16 protein-coding genes are annotated in these 17,835 nt (G+C 39.8%); 1 reads left to right on the top strand and 15 read right to left on the bottom strand.

Annotation, left to right across the window (positions count from 1 at the left end):
* Positions 1–239: 239 nt before the first annotated feature.
* The 13 genes from ABH966_RS13485 to gatC form a co-directional block, all read right to left on the bottom strand.
* Entirely contained in the window at positions 240–914 is a 675-nt protein-coding gene (locus tag ABH966_RS13485) for an NADPH-dependent F420 reductase (RefSeq protein WP_370079211.1), read from the bottom strand.
* Positions 915–1,128: 214 nt separating this feature from the next.
* Entirely contained in the window at positions 1,129–1,431 is a 303-nt protein-coding gene (locus ABH966_RS13480) for an ArsR/SmtB family transcription factor (RefSeq protein ID WP_370079209.1), read from the bottom strand.
* A gap of 304 nt (positions 1,432–1,735) precedes the next feature.
* Positions 1,736–2,704 (bottom strand): tRNA dihydrouridine synthase, encoded by a 969-nt coding sequence (locus tag ABH966_RS13475; RefSeq protein ID WP_370079365.1) that lies wholly within the window; start codon positions 2,702–2,704, stop codon positions 1,736–1,738.
* 515 nt (positions 2,705–3,219) lie between these two features.
* Positions 3,220–3,408 (bottom strand): hypothetical protein, encoded by a 189-nt coding sequence (locus ABH966_RS13470; RefSeq protein WP_132363450.1) that lies wholly within the window; start codon positions 3,406–3,408, stop codon positions 3,220–3,222.
* Positions 3,408–4,781 (bottom strand): 23S rRNA (uracil(1939)-C(5))-methyltransferase RlmD, encoded by a 1,374-nt coding sequence (gene rlmD / locus ABH966_RS13465; protein WP_370079207.1) that lies wholly within the window; start codon positions 4,779–4,781, stop codon positions 3,408–3,410. The genes ABH966_RS13470 and rlmD overlap by 1 nt, the downstream gene beginning before the upstream one ends.
* Positions 4,782–5,044: 263 nt before the next feature.
* Entirely contained in the window at positions 5,045–5,167 is a 123-nt protein-coding gene (gene cydS, locus ABH966_RS13460; RefSeq protein WP_370079205.1) for a cytochrome bd oxidase small subunit CydS family protein, read from the bottom strand.
* A gap of 13 nt (positions 5,168–5,180) precedes the next feature.
* Complete coding sequence (locus ABH966_RS13455; protein ID WP_370079203.1) at positions 5,181–6,206, bottom strand: cytochrome d ubiquinol oxidase subunit II; 1,026 nt, start codon at positions 6,204–6,206, stop codon at positions 5,181–5,183.
* A complete protein-coding gene (locus tag ABH966_RS13450) occupies positions 6,203–7,549 on the bottom strand; it encodes a cytochrome ubiquinol oxidase subunit I (protein ID WP_370079201.1) in 1,347 nt (448 codons plus the stop codon). The genes ABH966_RS13455 and ABH966_RS13450 overlap by 4 nt, the downstream gene beginning before the upstream one ends.
* 373 nt (positions 7,550–7,922) lie before the next feature.
* Positions 7,923–8,837 carry a diacylglycerol kinase gene (locus ABH966_RS13445; RefSeq protein ID WP_370079199.1) on the bottom strand — a complete coding sequence of 305 codons (915 nt, stop codon included), beginning with the start codon at positions 8,835–8,837 and terminating at the stop codon, positions 7,923–7,925.
* Positions 8,838–8,971: 134 nt separating this feature from the next.
* The gene (locus ABH966_RS13440; protein ID WP_370079197.1) at positions 8,972–9,532 is read right to left on the bottom strand and encodes a thioredoxin family protein; all 561 of its coding nucleotides are present in this window, start codon (positions 9,530–9,532) and stop codon (positions 8,972–8,974) included.
* An 841-nt stretch (positions 9,533–10,373) separates the two neighbouring features.
* Entirely contained in the window at positions 10,374–11,801 is a 1,428-nt protein-coding gene (gene gatB / locus ABH966_RS13435) for an Asp-tRNA(Asn)/Glu-tRNA(Gln) amidotransferase subunit GatB (RefSeq protein WP_370079195.1), read from the bottom strand.
* 1 nt (position 11,802) lies between these two features.
* Positions 11,803–13,266 carry an Asp-tRNA(Asn)/Glu-tRNA(Gln) amidotransferase subunit GatA gene (gatA, locus tag ABH966_RS13430; RefSeq protein WP_370079193.1) on the bottom strand — a complete coding sequence of 488 codons (1,464 nt, stop codon included), beginning with the start codon at positions 13,264–13,266 and terminating at the stop codon, positions 11,803–11,805.
* A 24-nt stretch (positions 13,267–13,290) separates the two neighbouring features.
* A complete protein-coding gene (gatC, locus tag ABH966_RS13425) occupies positions 13,291–13,578 on the bottom strand; it encodes an Asp-tRNA(Asn)/Glu-tRNA(Gln) amidotransferase subunit GatC (protein WP_010857153.1) in 288 nt (95 codons plus the stop codon).
* Positions 13,579–13,799: 221 nt separating this feature from the next.
* Between gatC and ABH966_RS13420 the strand changes: the two genes are divergently transcribed.
* A complete protein-coding gene (locus ABH966_RS13420; RefSeq protein WP_370079191.1) occupies positions 13,800–14,120 on the top strand; it encodes a hypothetical protein in 321 nt (106 codons plus the stop codon).
* A gap of 63 nt (positions 14,121–14,183) precedes the next feature.
* Here the strand turns inward: ABH966_RS13420 and ABH966_RS13415 are convergent, their stop codons facing one another.
* Together ABH966_RS13415 and ligA are read right to left on the bottom strand one after the other, a co-directional pair.
* Complete coding sequence (locus ABH966_RS13415; RefSeq protein WP_370079189.1) at positions 14,184–15,317, bottom strand: CamS family sex pheromone protein; 1,134 nt, start codon at positions 15,315–15,317, stop codon at positions 14,184–14,186.
* A 497-nt stretch (positions 15,318–15,814) separates the two neighbouring features.
* Positions 15,815–17,821 carry an NAD-dependent DNA ligase LigA gene (gene ligA, locus ABH966_RS13410; RefSeq protein WP_370079187.1) on the bottom strand — a complete coding sequence of 669 codons (2,007 nt, stop codon included), beginning with the start codon at positions 17,819–17,821 and terminating at the stop codon, positions 15,815–15,817.
* Between the last annotated feature and the right edge of the window lie 14 nt (positions 17,822–17,835).

Raw genomic sequence — 17,835 nt, 5'->3', positions numbered from 1 at the left:
AAATTTGATGTTATAAAAATTTCTATACAATTACATATCACAATATATCGATTTGATACTTAAAAAATAAAACTGAAATTGCTGTTTGAACATTCAGTCGCTGACGTATAAAGTTCTTTCCCTTAGCCATGGACCGCTTGAAAGTGACCTTTACGGGTAACGATAAATTTGCATACCGAAACGTACGACCATGCATTTGAGCTCTATGTGTCCAACAGCAAGTGAAACGCGTCGCTTAACTAGCCACGAATTCCACGATGATAACGCCAATGTCCTTCGGGCATTAACGCAGCACGAGTAGTAGTAGACAGCATCTGTTCCAGCATACTTTTGTTTAACGGTACACAATAGACAGGCTTCCGTCGCTCGAAACGCCAGCCCTCTGCGAGTGGACCAGCATCAACCGCATCATAACCTATCTGATCCAAGAGCCTAATTACTATCTCCTTAGCGTCTTTGTCGTCACCCGCGATTGGAAGGGCGCGGCGATCCGGAGCACCGGCAGGTCGTGCATCGGGCACCACTTCCTCCACTAAGATCGAGTTCAGCACTTTGACTATACGCGACTGTGGTAAGTGTCGTGCTAAAAGCTCGGCTGTCGTCAACTCTCCTCTCTCCAACTCTGGAATACGTCCAAAGTGGGGGAAGTAATTTTGCGGGTTAAGCACAACCTTACCAAAGAGAGGCTCCACCGGGATGGCGTGATAAGCCTGAAGCGGGATGGCGGCGAAGACCACTTCGCCGAACGCTGCGGCTTCATCGATGCTACCGACGCTACAACCAAGCGCCTCGCCCAGATCAAAGATGCTCTCTGATCCTCTTGAATTACTCATCATGACTTGATGACCAGCCTTTACGGCCAGCCTTCCTACGGCCTGAGCCATGCGACCCGCACCAATAATTCCAATCTTCATTTTCACTAACTCCTTTCGTAATACACATATATTGATGTGTTATAGGATAAAATTGAATCTGTTACAGGAATCCAGTCTAGATTATGGTTCACAAATAAAATCTCAACTCCCTAGCTGATTTTAGAGAATAATACAAAGTACAATTAAACATATCGCAATATGTAGATGTGATTTAGAAATAAAAACTGAATACGTTTCAGGTATTCAGTCTAAATTATAGTTCACATTTGAAAAAATCTGCAATCTCTTGTATTTTGTCTTCATCTCTTTTGTAATACGTAAATTTTCCTATCCGCTCCATTTTGATCAGACCGGCTCGTTGGAGGATAGACAAATATTGGGAAGCTGTTGACTGTGTCATACTTAGCTTCTCCTGGACTTGACAAACACAAACCCCGATTTTTCTCATATCAATCCCTTCATGGGGCGCAAAATATTTTTCAGGCTCTTTGAACCATTGTAAAATTTGTAACCTCGACTCGTTGGACAACGCCTTAAACACTTCAATTGGATCCATAAACCAAATTATATCGATAATTCTCGATATGTCAATCAGAACATTGTCTAGTCTACATCTCCAAGAGGAAAATTAAGTAATTAGATATACTGAGTGAGAGAAGGATAAGGTGAAACTTTAATCAATGGGTTTTTTTCTTCATCCCTACTGCTAAAGAAAATACAACATTTTGGTGGATCGGAGATGAAGATAATTGGAGTAACGTTTATTGTGCATTTGAAGATAGAAAAAGTACTTTACAAAACTGAATTAGGCAACAAAAAAGAGGGGTTCATTGCCCCTCTTGTCTATTTACCGTCCTTCGTCAATCAACATTGTTTGATTCGAAGTTATCAAGCAATGCACGTACTTCATCTGTTGATTTCGTGTTCATCAATTGATTTCTTAATTCACCAGCTCCACGGAATCCTTTAACATAAATTTTGAAAAAACGATGAAGCCCTGTGATGGAACGTGGTAGTTCTTCCGCATATTGATCTTGAAGATCCAGCTGCAGTCTTAAAAGATCAAGGTACTCTTTACTGCTATGCTCTCTTGGCTCCTTTTCAAAAGCAAAAGGATTTTTAAAAATACCTCGCCCGATCATAACGCCATCAATGCCATATTGTTCAGCAAGCAGTAGCCCAGTTTGACGGTCAGGAATATCACCATTGATTGTTAGCAACGTATTTGGAGCAATACGGTCACGTAATTTTTTGATTTCCGGAATTAACTCCCAATGCGCATCTACTTGGCTCATTTCCTTTCTTGTACGTAAATGAATAGAAAGGTTCGCAATATCCTGTTTTAAAATATGCGTTAGCCATTCTTCCCACTCATTTACATCGTTAAAGCCAAGTCGTGTTTTCACGCTGACAGGGAGTCCGCCCGCTTTTGCTGCTTGAATAAGCTCTGCCGCAACGTCTGGACGCAAAATAAGGCCACTACCCTTCCCTCTCGATGCCACATTCGGTACAGGGCATCCCATATTAATATCAATGCCTTTAAATCCTAGCTCTGCCATGCCAATACTCATTTGCCGGAAATATTCGGGATTATCTCCCCAAATATGTGCCACCATTGGTTGTTCATCTTCTGTAAAAATCAAACGGCCACGCACACTTTTCATGCCCTCTGGATGACAATAGCTATCCGAGTTTGTAAACTCTGTAAAAAATACATCCGGTCGACCTGCTTCACTTACTACGTGACGAAAAACAACATCTGTCACATCTTCCATTGGTGCAAGTACAAAAAATGGTCGTGGTAAATCACGCCAAAAATTATCTATCATTTCAAACTCAATTCCTCTCAATATGGATACAACTTCAAACTCTTGGTCAAAAAAATACGAAGCTAAATGTTCCACTTCGTTTACACTTATATCATGCTTAATAATTGATTATCAAATACAAGTACATTTTGTCATTTATAATTTGTGTAAATCGGCAATGTTTATTTTAACGGAAATCGGTCCTGAATGGTATGTTTATAAACAAAAAGTAGATGGCATAGATTTTTGAACTGAACCCCGAATAGTGGACACTTTATTCCAAAAACATAAAAAAGCAATTCAAGATAACGGTTAATTTATCATAAAGCAATCGAATTATAAACCCTTTGATATCAAACCCACGTTCTTGAACTGCCTATTATAATGTTCTGATACCAATTATGAGGTGTATAATTTTCATCACATATATCAAAAGTAACCTCTTCTATTCAAGCATAAGATTCAACCAAAACCTTTCTATGCTTACACAAAAAGGATGGAATATTCACTCCATCCTTTCAGAGTTCTATCATTTACTAATCAATCACCCGAGCAACATCCCTACCACAAGTCTTGCATTTCCCCTTCAATACAGGGGCATATTCTCCCTCTTGTATCGTGTACTTCACAATTGTCGTTACACCACAATTGCCACAAAATACGTTTTTCACGAGCATTTCTCTGATATCTTTCGGGATAGAGAGCCATTTTTTTGCTGCGTCCATTATGATCGCTCCTTTAGAGTTAGTTCCGTAACAACCTCCACATGCGTCGAATGCGGGAACATATCTACAGGTTGAATTTCCTGCGTTTGATAGCCACCATCCACCAAAACTCGAAGGTCACGTGCTAGTGTAGCTGGGTTACAGGACACATAAACAACGCGCTTTGGACGTTGCTCTAAAATTGTCTTTAGAAGTGCCTCATCGCAGCCTTTGCGTGGTGGGTCTACTACTAAAACATCCGCTTCTTTGCCTTCCTTATACCAGCGTGGAATTACTTCCTCTGCTGGACCTGCCTCAAAATACGTATTAGTGAAACCATTTAATTCTGCATTGCGCTTCGCATCTTCAATAGCTTGCGGTACAATTTCAACACCCATAACAGCCTTTGCTTTTTGTGCAAGGAATAATGAAATTGTGCCGATACCACAGTAAGCATCAATTACTCGTTCATCACCCTGCAAGTTAGCGTAATCTAATGCTTGCTTGTATAGGACTTCCGTTTGCTCAGGGTTTACTTGGTAAAATGAACGAGCTGATATTTCAAAGCGAACATCGCCAATTGTATCAATAATAACGTCCTTGCCCCATAGGTTTACGGTTTCATCACCGAAAATAACGTTCGTTTTGTCGCTGTTAACGTTTTGCATAATTGATGTTACATTCGGGACAAGCTTCTGAATTGTCGCAACAGCAGCTTCTTTTTGCGGGAATTTTTTCTTTTTAGTTACAAGAACAACCATAACTTCACCAGTTGCTCGTGCTTTACGAATGACTACATGGCGTAGCATTCCTTCATGTGTTTGCTCGTTGTATGGTCGAATACCGATTGCCGCTAATTCCTTTTTCAAACCTGCAAGAATTGCGTCCGCTTCCCCTGTCTGAATTAAGCAACGCTCCATATCCACAATGCTATGTGACTTCGTTTTATAGAAGCCAGCAATAGCTTGTCCTGCTTCATTTGAGGAGAAAGGTATTTGTGCTTTATTACGGTAATGCCAAGGCTCTTCCATGCCTTTCACAGGTAAAACAGACGCATCAATTTTACCAATGCGCTGCATGACATTACGCACCATATTTTCTTTCCATTTTAACTGCCCTTCATAAGACAGGTGCTGTAATTGGCAGCCGCCACATTGCTTGAAATATTCACAAGGCGCATCTACTCGGTCTGGTGATGGTTTTAGAATTTCTGCCACCTTCGCAAAGCCGTAATTTTTTAACGTTTTTAAAACATGTACTTCCGCCGTTTCATTAGGAAGTGCACCTTGGATAAATAATGGATAGCCATCGACCTTTGCGACGCCATTGCCATCATGTGTTAAATCTTCTATATAAACTGTTAGTCGGTCATTCTTTTTCACGGGTGCTGACATTCGTACATCCTCCATTTCAATCTCTTTATTGTAGCATGTTGTGGCGGATGAAAAAAGAACAAGGCTTAATATTAACCGCTCGGGTGTGTTAAGGAAGTGATCGGGTTAGCCAAAAAGTGATCCGCTCTGCTCCCAAACTGCTCGGCTGGACCCAAATGTGATCCGCTCTCACCCCAAGCTGATCAAAAAAAGTAATCTGCTCTGCTTACCCGAGTACCCTAACAAATACATCTTCCCCTTTATACGAGTAGAAAAAAGAGCCGCTATTCGCGACTCTTTCCCTCTTTCCTCACTGTGTGGTAATCTCTAGGTGCCCACCAGAAAGCAGCAACTAATCCGAGGATGACAACTATAAATGGCGCATAAAAAATTAAAAAACTAGCCATAATTTTATCCCTCCTATACGTGATTGTCTTCTTTTCCAGTCACATAATTTTTGTTGAAGAGGAATAATTTCAACAACAAGAACAGTGATGGAATAAGCAGACACAGTCCTAAAATGAACGCAATGACGAGTGCGATCGCCATTTGTGTACTTGTAAAGCTATCGTAAATTGTTAAATACGGATACAGTAAATATGGATATTGTGCAATACCATATGCGAAGAATGCCACTGCAAATTGAGCAATCAATAATCCAACCGCAAGACCGTAATTTTTTCGCATCCAAATTAACACTACAGTAATAATAAATAATACGGCTGAAATGGCGAACATCCACCATAAATTAACCATATGATCGTAACTTTCAGGATTGATGAATTTCATTTCGTACATAATGCCGAGTGCACTCACCATCAAGGGTATCGCCCAAGCAAGTGCGTATCTTCTCATTAAATTCGTGGCTTCTTTATCTTTTGCTTTGTGAGCGTACCAAGTTAAAAACACGGCTGAAATATAAAGTACAGCTGCAATGCTCAACATGACAATACTCCAAGCAAATGGGCTCGTATACAATGTCCAGTAATTTAAGACTGGTTGCCCGTCAACAATATCAACATAGCCACCAGCAGCAATCGCGAATACAACAGAAAGTGAGGCTGGAATGAGCAAGCCTGCTATCCCATACGTCAGCGTGTAACCGATATGTCCACGTGCACCATATGATTCAAATGCATAGTAAGAGCCTCGTATTGCAAGAAGCACTAGCGAAATACTAACAGGGACAAGTAATATCGTTCCATAATAGAAAGCTGTTTGTGGGAAAAATCCAACAATCCCAACAAAGAAGAATACTAAAAAGACATTGGTTACTTCCCAAACAGGTGATAAATAACGCTTAATAATATTCGTTAAAATATGATTTTTTCCGATGAGTAGGCTATAGGCATTAAAAAAGCCTGCACCAAAATCGATTGAAGCTACAATGACATAGCCAAATAGGAAAATCCATAAAACTGAAATACCTAAAATCTCTAATGTCATAAGATGTCACCGCCTTTTTCAGCATGGCGATCTTCTATTTCTCGCTCAATTGGATTCTTTTTGAACATACGAATTAAAACCACCATACTTCCTACTGCTAATACGGCATACACACCTGTAAACAACAGCATCATTAAATCTACATGGTCACTCGTTGTGGCCCCTTCTGGTGTTCTCATTAATCCATATAAGATCCAAGGCTGTCGTCCAACTTCAGCAAGCCACCATCCTGCTTCAATCGCAATAATAGAAAGTGGTCCACCTGCAACAACAATCCATCTAAACCAACGTGAATGAATAAACTGCCAATCACGTGCTTTCCCGCATACATAAACCAATGAAACCAATGCCATGAACATACCGATAAACACCATGAGATTAAAGAGGTAATGGATATATAGTGGTGGTCGATCTTCTTCAGCAAATTGATCTAAGCCAATTACCTCTGCATTTGGATTATTATGTGCTAAAACGCTCAAAGCATAAGGTACTTTAATAGCATATTTTACTTCTTCCCCATCTAATACACCAAATAGTATAAGAGAAGCTTTGTCTCCCGTTTCAAAATGCCACTCAGCTGCAGCTAGTTTTTCTGGCTGATATTCCGCTAAATACTTTCCTGAAAAGTCTCCAATAATTGCTGAAGCAATGGAGAAAATCAGACCAATCTTCATAAGTAGTAATAAAGATTTTTTATGATATATATGCTTAGAACCTCTAAGCAGACGGTATCCTGCAATTGCTGCTAACACAAATGCGGATGTCATATAGGCTGTAACGAGAACATGTGCTACCTTTGTCGGCATTGCTGGATTAAACATTGCTAAAAATGGTTGAATATTCACAAGTTGGCCGTCCACAATATCAAATCCTTGTGGCGCATTCATAAACGCATTGACAATTGTTATAAACACAGCTGACATCGATGCACCGACTGCAACCGGAATTAACAGTAGCATATGCTTCTTCTGACTATCGAAGCGATCCCAAGTATATAGGTAGATGCCTAGAAAGATGGCTTCAAAGAAAAATGCAAACGTTTCCATGAAAAGTGGTAATGCAATTGTCTGACCGGCAAGCTGCATAAAATTCGGCCATAGTAAAGATAACTGTAAGCCAATAGCTGTCCCTGTGACAACGCCGACTGCAACCGTAATAACAAAACCTCGTGCCCAACGTCTCGCCATTAAAATATAGTGCTCATCATTCTTTTTATACCCAGTCCATTGTGCGATCATGATCATTAACGGTACTCCAACACCAATCGTTGCATAAATAATGTGGAACGATAAAGTTAGTTCCGTTAATGCTCTACTCCAAAAGACTGCTGATTCATTCACCATTTCATTGCCCCCCTAACCTCCAAATATTCTTCCAAGTATGGAAAGTAGCATGATAATTGCAACACCAAAGCTTAGCCAAATGAGCTTTCTTTCCTGTGACTTATACAAAGGCAACACTTCCTTTCCCTTATCTCTACCCCATTTTCCACCATTGCAACGAAAAAAACCTTTATAATGGACCGGAATTTCGGCCTATTATAAAGGTTTCAAATTTTGTTCAAGTAATATACGCACATTTGCCAAACATTTTTCTTAATTCATTCACAATACCAATTATAGGAGGAAATTACCCCTACATATAGGTTTTTTTACCGATTTCACCCATAAAACAAGGCTTCCTCCTAAATTGAGAGCGTCCTGTTCTAATATTTCATTAAATACGGTCTTCTTCACGAATATCTTCTAGTGGAACAAAAATCTCAATATGGCGCTTTAAGTTTTCAAATGTAGCAGGCGCATCCCCACCATACTCACCATCTAAGTTTAAATGTATTTCATCTTCAGTAGATACTTTTACGACACTTGCCTTTTTATAAATGACACGATCATCATTCAAATGCTCGCCTCTTAATGCCATTGCGGCAAGCTGAATAAATTCAGGCAGGCTTACTTTTTTCAATACTAATAAAGTAAAGTAGCCATCATTAATACTCGCGTCAGGTGCAAGCTTTTCAAAGCCACCCACTGAATTTGTTAAGCCGCATAAAAACATCATGGCATCCCCATCAAACACTTCGCCATCATATTCGATACGCATGTGGGAAGCTTTAATTGATGGAATCATTTCTACTGCTTTTAAGTAATAAGCAAGCTGTCCTAGCATTGTTTTCATTTTACTTGGCACTTCATACGTTAACTCTGTAATACGCCCACCAGCGGCAATATTGATGAAATAGCGTTCCCCATTTAATAAACCAACATCGACCGGCAACGATTCACCTTTAATAATAATGTCAACTGCAGCTTCAATATTTCGAGGAATCTGCACAGCACGAGCAAAGTCATTTGTTGTGCCCATCGGAATTAGACCCACTTTCGGTCGGTTCTCAAATGGACTGACACCTGAAACAACTTCATTTAATGTGCCATCTCCACCAACTGCAATGATTATATCAAAGCCACGTTCAACTGCATTTTTTGCTGCAATGGTTGCATCGCCTTCACAAGTTGTTGCGTGACAAGATGTCTCATAGCCTGCTACCTCTAATTTTGCCAATACTTCTGGTAGATGCTTTTTAAACACTTCACGCCCAGATGTAGGATTATAAATGATTCTTGCTCGTTTCATAACATACCTTCTTTGCTTCATAAGATTCTATTTCTTTCAATGAATTATTCGTTTAAATGTTGCATTAAGCTTCCAATAGTCAACAAAAGCAAGGCATGTCCTCATTCTCTGACATGCAGCCTTACGATTTACAATTATTGTAATGCAGCTGTTACTTGCTTTTTAAAATCTTCATAGACAAATGTCCAATATGATTTATTCGTAATATTCTCTTCACGAATTTCAGCATATAGCGCTTTTTGTGCATCTTCAAATGTAGGATCTTCTTTATCTGGTAAAGTAGCTCGTTTACTCACTACTAATTCCTGTAATTCTGGTGCACGTGGACCCCATTTTCCAACAACCTGACCAGCATCATCTAATAAAATATAAATTGGAATTGCACGGCCACCGTTTGTTAAATAGCGATCAATTAAATCTGTATCAGCATCACGTAGTACTGCGCGCATTTCTAACCCTGCTGCCTCTGCAACTCGACGAATAACTGGATTGTTTAACATTGCGTCCCCGCACCAATCCTCAGTAATTGTTAAAATTTTTGGTTGCTTGTCCTTCAGAAGTTCGATAAAGCCATCGTTTAGTGGCGCATCGAAGCCATCATAAATACGGAAGCTTTCCTCTTTTAACGTCGTCATATTATCCATATATTGTTGAATTGAAATCGCATCATTGAAATATTGTTGTTCAGTTTTCATTGATTGACCTCCTAAATTTTTATTATGTTCTATTCTATATTTTGCTATGAATACTCTTTGAAGACAACTATTAAGTGCTAATTTGGTATTTTTTAGTCATATTACGATAAAATTAGATCATCACTATAACGTACGGTTGATTTCCGTTCCAGCTGGGCGCTTTGTTGCTGTCGCTTCGCTTTCGCACAGATAAAACATTTGTTGCTGTCGCTTCGCTTTCGCACAGATAAAACATTTGTTGCTGTCGCTTCGCTTTCGCGCAGATAAAACATTTGTTGCTGTCGCTTCGCTTTCGCACAGATAAAACATTTGTTGCTGTCGCTTCGCTTTCGCACAGAGCAGAGCTTCCTGGGGGCGTCCGATGAGCCGCTTGGGGCAACAGGATGTTGGTCACGAAGGCGTTATCACAGGACGTGATGACTTTAGCCTTCGTTCCCCTATATGCTCGCTCCAGGGTCTCGGACCAACACGATGTTGGTCACGTAGGCGTTATCACAGGATGTGATGGTTTTAGCCTTCGTTCCTCTATCGCTAATCCCCAAGGAGTCGCCCAGCCTCCACTCCAATCAACTTATTTACATAGTAGACGTTTTAACAAAAGTCATCCACAACTTTTGGTGATGAACCATAAAATTAAGTTCAATGAGCCGTTTTTTAATATAACTCCACTTCGGAAAGGTCAATATGTAACCTTTCTAAACTACTACCTGTTGATACTTTATGGTAATGGGGGCATTTTATCTTGTTATAGATACCCCAAAGAGTCTTTTGTATGTATATTTTTTAAAATAAAAAGCCAAGAAAACGAATTTGCTCTCTTGGCCTTCTATTGTAATTGCAATTAACGTTTTGCAATTTCTTGTTGTAATAATTTATTGACCATTGGTGGGTTCGCTTGACCTTTAGTAGCTTTCATAATTTGACCAACTAAGAAGCCGATAGCGCGATCCTTACCGTTTTTGAAGTCTTCGATTGATTGTGCATTGTTGTCTAGAACTTCTGTAACGATAGCAAGTAATGCACCTTCATCAGAAATTTGAACTAAACCTTTTGCTTTAACGATTTCTCCTGCAGAACCGCCTTTTTCTACTAATTCAGCAAATACTTTTTTACCGATCTTAGAAGAAATTGTACCGTCAGTGATTAATTTCACCATTTCTGCAAGGTTTTCTGGTGTTAATGCAGTATCTTTAAGGTCTTTTTGTTCTGCGTTTAGATAGGCAGAAACATCACCCATAAGCCAGTTTGCTGAAAGCTTTGCATCCGCATCTTTAGCTACCATTGCCTCGAAGAAGTCTGAGATTTCTTTTGAAATAACAAGAACTCCTGCATCATATGGTGTTAAGCCTAATTCTTCAACATAGCGTTTTTTACGAGCATCTGGTAGCTCTGGAATTTCTGATTTTACTCGTTCTAACCATTCATCATCGATTGATAGACGAACTAAGTCTGGCTCTGGGAAGTAACGATAATCATCTGTTCCTTCTTTCACACGCATAAGAATTGTTTTACCTGTTTTTTCATCGAAACGACGAGTTTCTTGATCAATTACCCCACCTGAAAGAAGGACATCAGCTTGGCGTAATTCTTCGTGCTCTAAACCACGGCGAACATAGTTGAAAGAGTTCAGGTTTTTAAGCTCTGTTTTCGTACCGAATTCTTCTTGACCGTATGGGCGGATTGAGATGTTGGCATCACAACGTAAAGATCCCTCTTCCATTTTACAGTCTGAAACATCTGCATATTGGATGATTGATTTTACTTTTTCAAGATACGCATACGCTTCGTTTGGTGTGCGAATATCTGGCTCAGAAACGATTTCTACAAGTGGTGTACCTTGACGGTTAAAGTCAACTAAAGAGTGGTCGCCACTGTGAGACAGTTTACCAGCATCTTCTTCCATATGAAGACGTGTAATACCAATACGTTTTGTATAACCATCTACTTCGATATCAACCCAGCCGTTTTTACCGATTGGCTTATCAAATTGAGAAATTTGATAAGCTTTCGGATTATCTGGATAGAAGTAGTTTTTACGGTCAAATTTTGTTTCTTGTTCGATTTCCATATTTAGTGCAAGTGCTGCACGCATTGCGAAATCTACAACATTTTTATTAAGTACAGGTAGGACACCAGGATAGCCTAGGTCGATAACTGTAGTATTTGTATTTGGTTCAGCACCAAAATGAGCTGGTGCTGGTGAGAAGATTTTTGAGTTCGTTTTTAACTCAACGTGTACTTCTAAACCAATGACTGTTTCAAAGTTCATGTTATTTTCCCTCCCAAATTTGAGGAACTTGTTTATGGAACTCCGTTGCTTGTTCAAAAGCATGAGCTACACGGTAAATTGTTGCTTCATCGAAATATTTACCGATAATTTGTAGGCCTAGTGGTAGACCATTTTCAATACCACATGGGATTGAGATGGCTGGCACACCAGCTAAGTTCATAGGAATCGTTAAAATATCATTTGCATACATCGTCATTGGATCATCGACGTTTTCACCAATTTTGAATGCTGGTGTTGGAGAAGTTGGTCCAATAATTACGTCAAAGTCTTCAAATACTTTGTCGTAGTCTGCTTTGATAAGTGTACGTGCTTGTTGAGCTTTTTTGTAGTAAGCATCATACGTACCTGCACTTAGCGAGTAAGTACCAAGCATGATACGACGTTTTACTTCATCGCCAAAGCCTTGTGCACGTGTTTCTTTATAAAGGTCCATCAAATTATTAACATTTTCTGCACGGAAACCATAACGGATCCCATCAAAACGAGAAAGGTTAGAAGACGCTTCAGAAGAAGAAAGAATATAGTATGCTGCAAGTGCGTATTTCGAATGAGGAAGTGATACTTCTTCTACTGTAGCACCTAAGCCTTTTAATACTTCTAATGCTTCAAGCACTGATTGTCGTGCTGCTTCGCCAACACCTTCACCAAGGAATTCTTTTGGCACAGCGATACGTAAGCCTTTTACGTCACCTGTAAGGGCTGCTGCGTAGTTTGGTACTTCTACGTCTGCAGAAGTTGAATCGTTTGCATCTAATCCTGCGATTGCTTCAAGTAAAAGGGCGTTATCTTCAACATTACGTGTAATTGGTCCGATTTGATCTAAAGAAGATGCAAATGCAACTAGACCAAAGCGAGATACACGACCATATGTAGGCTTCATCCCTACAACACCGCAATATGCTGCTGGTTGACGGATTGAACCACCTGTATCAGAACCAAGTGAGAATGGTACTTCACCTGCTGCTACTGCTGCTGCAGACGCACCTGAAGATCCACCTGGTACATGGTTTAAATTCCATGGATTTTTTGTTGTTTTATAGTACGAGTTTTCATTTGAAGAACCCATTGCAAACTCGTCCATGTTTAATTTACCGATAGTGACCATACCAGCTTCGCGTAGCTTTTTAACTACTGTTGCATCATAAATTGGCATAAAGCCTTCTAGAATTTTAGAAGCACAAGTTGTTTCTAAACCTTCTGTCACGATGTTGTCTTTAACACCGATAGGGAGACCAAAAAGTGGTCCACGCTCTTCAAATGGCACTTTATCCATTTCAGCTGCTTGTGCAGTTGCTTTTTCTTCGTTTGAAGCAAGGAAAGCTTGTACATCGCCGTCAAGCTTTGCCACACGTTCGTATGCTTCTTTTGTTAAATCAGCGATTGTTAGGTTACCCGCTTTAATGTCAGCTTGTAGCTCCTTTGCTGAACGTTCAAATAACGTCATGAGGAATCCTCCTATGTTTTAGTATTACATGATAGCTGGTACTTTTACTTGACCATCTTCTTGTTCTTTTACGTTTAACATCATTACTTCACGGTCTAAGCCTTTTGTTGCCACATCTTCACGCATTACGTTTACTAATGGTAAAACATGAGTTGTTGGTTCAACATTCGTTGTATCTAACTCGTTTAGTTGCTCTGCGAAGTCTGTAATTTTACCAAGCTGTTCAGCAAATTTCTCTGCTTCCTCTTCCGTAATTGCAAGACGTGCTAAATTTGCAACGTGTTTAACTTCTTCTTTTGTTAATTTTGCCATTTTTCACACCTCCGAATACTCACTCAATTCATTGTTTTTATCGATAACAATAGGGTTGAATAAAGTTAACCATGCAAGTAATCATAACATTTTTCATATTAAAAATCACAACTTTCACCAAAAATAAAGAAACTTTCACTACTATGACGAAGTGTTGTCTTTAGGGACTGCTTTTCGAGTCCTTCATATAGACTTCGCTTTTCAGGAGTAGGGCATGGGTTGTGTGCTGCGCTCTTGAGACAGGGAGGCTTTCCGTCGATTCGAAGACTTTATCCGTCGCTCTGACGAATCTTTCCGTCGCTTTCGCTTTTCTATCCGTCTCTTCGGCGGGACTATCCGTCGCTCTTGTTTCTTTCCGTCTTTTCGAAGACTTTATCCGTCGCTCTGACGAATCTTTCCGTCGCTTTCCCTTTTCTATCCGTCTCTTCGGCAGGGCTATCCGTCGCTCTTGTTTCTTTCCGTCGATTCGTAGACTTTATCCGTCGCTCCGGGTATCTATCCGTCGCTTTCACTCTAAAGAGTCTATCCAACACTCTGATTAATTCTTCCAACGAACTCATTTTTCTTCCCATAAAAAATATAGTCAGCGCGAGGCTGACTATATTTTAATAGATATGGACGTATGGTTCCTTTTCGCTGGCATTCTTTACGATCAATGCCTCTGGACCATTTATTGAGGTAATATTTACTTCAACATTGATGTTATCAAATTGATTGATCAAAACACCTGTTAAATATTGAGTAAAGCCTATTATTTCAGACTTGCCGTAGAATTGGATTGGCACTTCAATCGTTAGCTTTTGAATTTTTTTATCTTGATAGAAGCCTGTTCCTATTACACTAGTATAATTAGAAAAGTATTTATCTACATCTTGTTTAAAATTCTTAAAGTTATTGCTAACATCTCTGTATACATCCTGTGATTCACTCGTTGGGAATAATACATATTCTTCGTCGATACCTTTCCAATTAGCTACGTCGTTTTGTCCTGCTTTTGCTACGCCATAGCTAAAATACGTTCCTGGAATAATGTCATTGCGAGCTTTTTGTTTAAACAAGCCTACTACAATCGGTATATCTTTCAATTCATCACGAGTTCTTAGGCGGGATACAATTTCAGCGGCCATTTTCTTTCCTTGCTCAATGAGTTTTGCCTCCGGAATTGGTTGCTCATAGTACTCTCCATATTTTTCTTTTTGATAGTAATAAATAGAGTTTAAGGAAAGTCCTATCGAAATACCGCCTAATTTCACTTTATTATCACTAGTTTTTGTTAAATAATTTTGCTCAACAATATGTGATAAATAGATTGGGGCCTTAGTTGCACGTTCTTCTGCTGGCATTGAGTCCGTCGTTGGAGGATTTAAACCTTCCTTCGTTTGTGAACTACGTGCAAGCCAATCTGTCACTGTGCTTTCCGCTAAATATTGCCCCTCTTGGAAGAAGTAGTTTTCTGTGTCAAACTCATTTTGAGAAAGTCGCATTAAACCTGTTTCTACTTCCTTCATATCATATTTCGTAAAGATATTTGAAACTACTAATCCTCTGCTAGCACTTTGTTTATAAGGTGTTAGCGTTCTATAGTATGAATCATCAATCTGTATGCTTGGAATAATCGTTGTTTCCGCTTTTTCCTGTTGCGTCTCCTGTGTAAGCTCTGTTTCCTTCTTATTAGAAGGCACACAGCCGACTAGCATTGCAGCAGCGACAATTGCTGGAATGAGTCGAAATGACTTCATTATTTTTATACTCCTTTACTGTAAACCAAATTCTGCTCGACGAATTGTTCATACCCTACCTATGGGCAGAAAGAGACATATATATAATGCCTCTATTCTCCACCAAGTGGGTATGACTTCATCATACTTTACTATAATATTTGGCTCATCACCATAACGTGTGGTTGATTTCTGTTCCGACTGGGCGCTTTGTTGCTGACGCTACGCTTTCGCACAGAAAACATTTGTAGCTGCTGCTTTGCTTTCGCTACAGAAAACATTTGTTGTTGCTGACGCTTCGCTTTCGCACAGAAAACATCCGCTAGCGCTGCAGGGTCTCGGGCCAAACACGATGTTGGTCACGAAGGCGTTATCACAGGACGTGATGATTTTAGCCTTCGTTCCTCTATTGCTGATCCCCAAGGAGTCGCCCAGTCTCCACTCCAATCAACTTATATAAAGTATACATTTTAACAAATGTCATCCACAACTTTTGGTGACGAGTCTGATATTTCCCATTATTTTACGAGGTTAAGCTGTTCGATCAGGCTATCTTCATTCCAAACTTCAATACCTAATTGCTCGGCTTTTGCTAGTTTAGAACCCGCATCTGCTCCTGCAATGACAAGATCAGTTTTTTTGCTGACACTGCCTGAAACAATACCACCTAACTCTTCTATTTTCGCCTTTGCTTCGTTACGTGTCAATTGCTCAAGTTTACCAGTTAATACGATTGTTTTGCCCGCAAAAGGATTATCCCCAACAGCTACTTCTATCTTTTTACCTTTATATGTCATATTGACACCTACTTCAGCAAGGCGTCCAATGACTGCACGTGCATCCTCATTTGAAAAATACTCGACAAGCGATGAAGCCATTTTATCGCCAATTTCATGAATCGCCACTAGTTGCTCCTCTGTTGCTGCCATCACTGCTTCCATCGTTTCAAACTCCTCTGAAACAATTTTTGCTGCTTTTTCGCCAACATGTCGTATCCCTAATCCAATTAGTAAACGCTCCATCGAATTTTCTTTGGAAGCCTGAATAGCACTCACTAAATTCGTCGCTGATTTTTCTCCCATACGCTCAAGCCCGACAAGCTGTTCTACAGTTAAGTGATACAGATCAGAAATATCATGAATTAAATCTGCACGTAATAATTGCTCAACGACTTTATCACCAAGACCGTCAATATTCATAGCATTACGCGATACGAAATATTTAATGCTCTCCGCAATTTGTGCAAAACATGCCGGATTTACACAGCGTAATGCCACTTCTCCTTCGATACGAATAAGCTCGCTATCACAAACTGGACAACTTTCAGGCATTACATATGGCACTGAGTCCTCAGGGCGCTGTTCTAGTATTACACCTACAACTTGAGGAATAATATCTCCAGCTTTTCGGATAATGACTGAATCACCTAGTCGAATATCTTTTTCTCGAATTAAATCCTCATTGTGTAATGACGCACGTTGAACTGTCGTACCTGCCACTTGAACAGGCGATAAAATAGCAGTTGGTGTAACAACACCTGTACGACCAACCGTTAAATCAATATCAAGTAATGTTGTCACTACTTCCTCAGCAGGGAATTTGTAAGCAATTGCCCAACGTGGACTCTTTGCTGTATAACCAAGCTCATCCTGTTGCGCATAGCGATCCACCTTAATAACAATACCGTCAATTTCATAGGCTAAATTCGGACGATTTTCAGTCCATTTTTCGATAAAGGCTAGTACATCTTCAATTGTTGAGCAGCGTTGACGCTCTTTGTTTGATGGGAAGCCTAGTCCTTCTAAATAATCGAGCATCTCTGCATGACCGTCAATACCGTATGCCTCGCCATCTCCCCCAATTGCATAAATAAAGGTTGATAGTTGACGACTCGCTGCTATTTTAGGATCTAACTGGCGTAAAGAGCCGGCAGCTGCATTTCGTGGATTAGCGAATAATTCCTCTCCATTTTCAGCACGTAGGGTATTTAATTTTTCAAATGATTTTTTAGGCATATATGCCTCACCACGTACTTCAATTGTAAGTGGTTCCTTCAATCGAAGAGGTATTGCTCGAATCGTTTTTAAATTTGCTGTAATATCTTCCCCTACAACACCGTCTCCTCGCGTTGCTCCTTGTACAAAAACGCCATTTTCGTATTTTAATGAAATGGCAAGACCATCAATTTTCAGCTCGCAAACATAGGAAAAGTTATCACCGATTGCTTGACGTACTTTACGGTCAAATTCACGTAAGTCTTCTTCATTAAAAGCGTTTGATAGACTTAGCATCGGGTAATCGTGAGTCACCTTCTTAAAGCCTTCTACCACTGCCCCGCCTACACGCTGCGTAGGTGAATCTAGGTAAATAAGTGACGGATTCGCTTCCTCTAATGCAATAAGCTCATGTAATAATTGGTCATAAACACTATCTGCTACGACAGGTTTATCCAACACGTAATAGGCATGACCGTATTCGTGTAATAATTTATTTAACTCCACAACGCGCTGTTCAATTTCGTTCATTTAAGTTCCTCCGC

The organism is Lysinibacillus sp. RC46, from assembly GCF_041262385.1.
Taxonomy (GTDB): domain Bacteria; phylum Bacillota; class Bacilli; order Bacillales_A; family Planococcaceae; genus Lysinibacillus.
The sequence above is the reverse complement of the archived record's forward strand: the minus strand, read 5'-3'. Positions and strand labels throughout refer to the sequence as shown.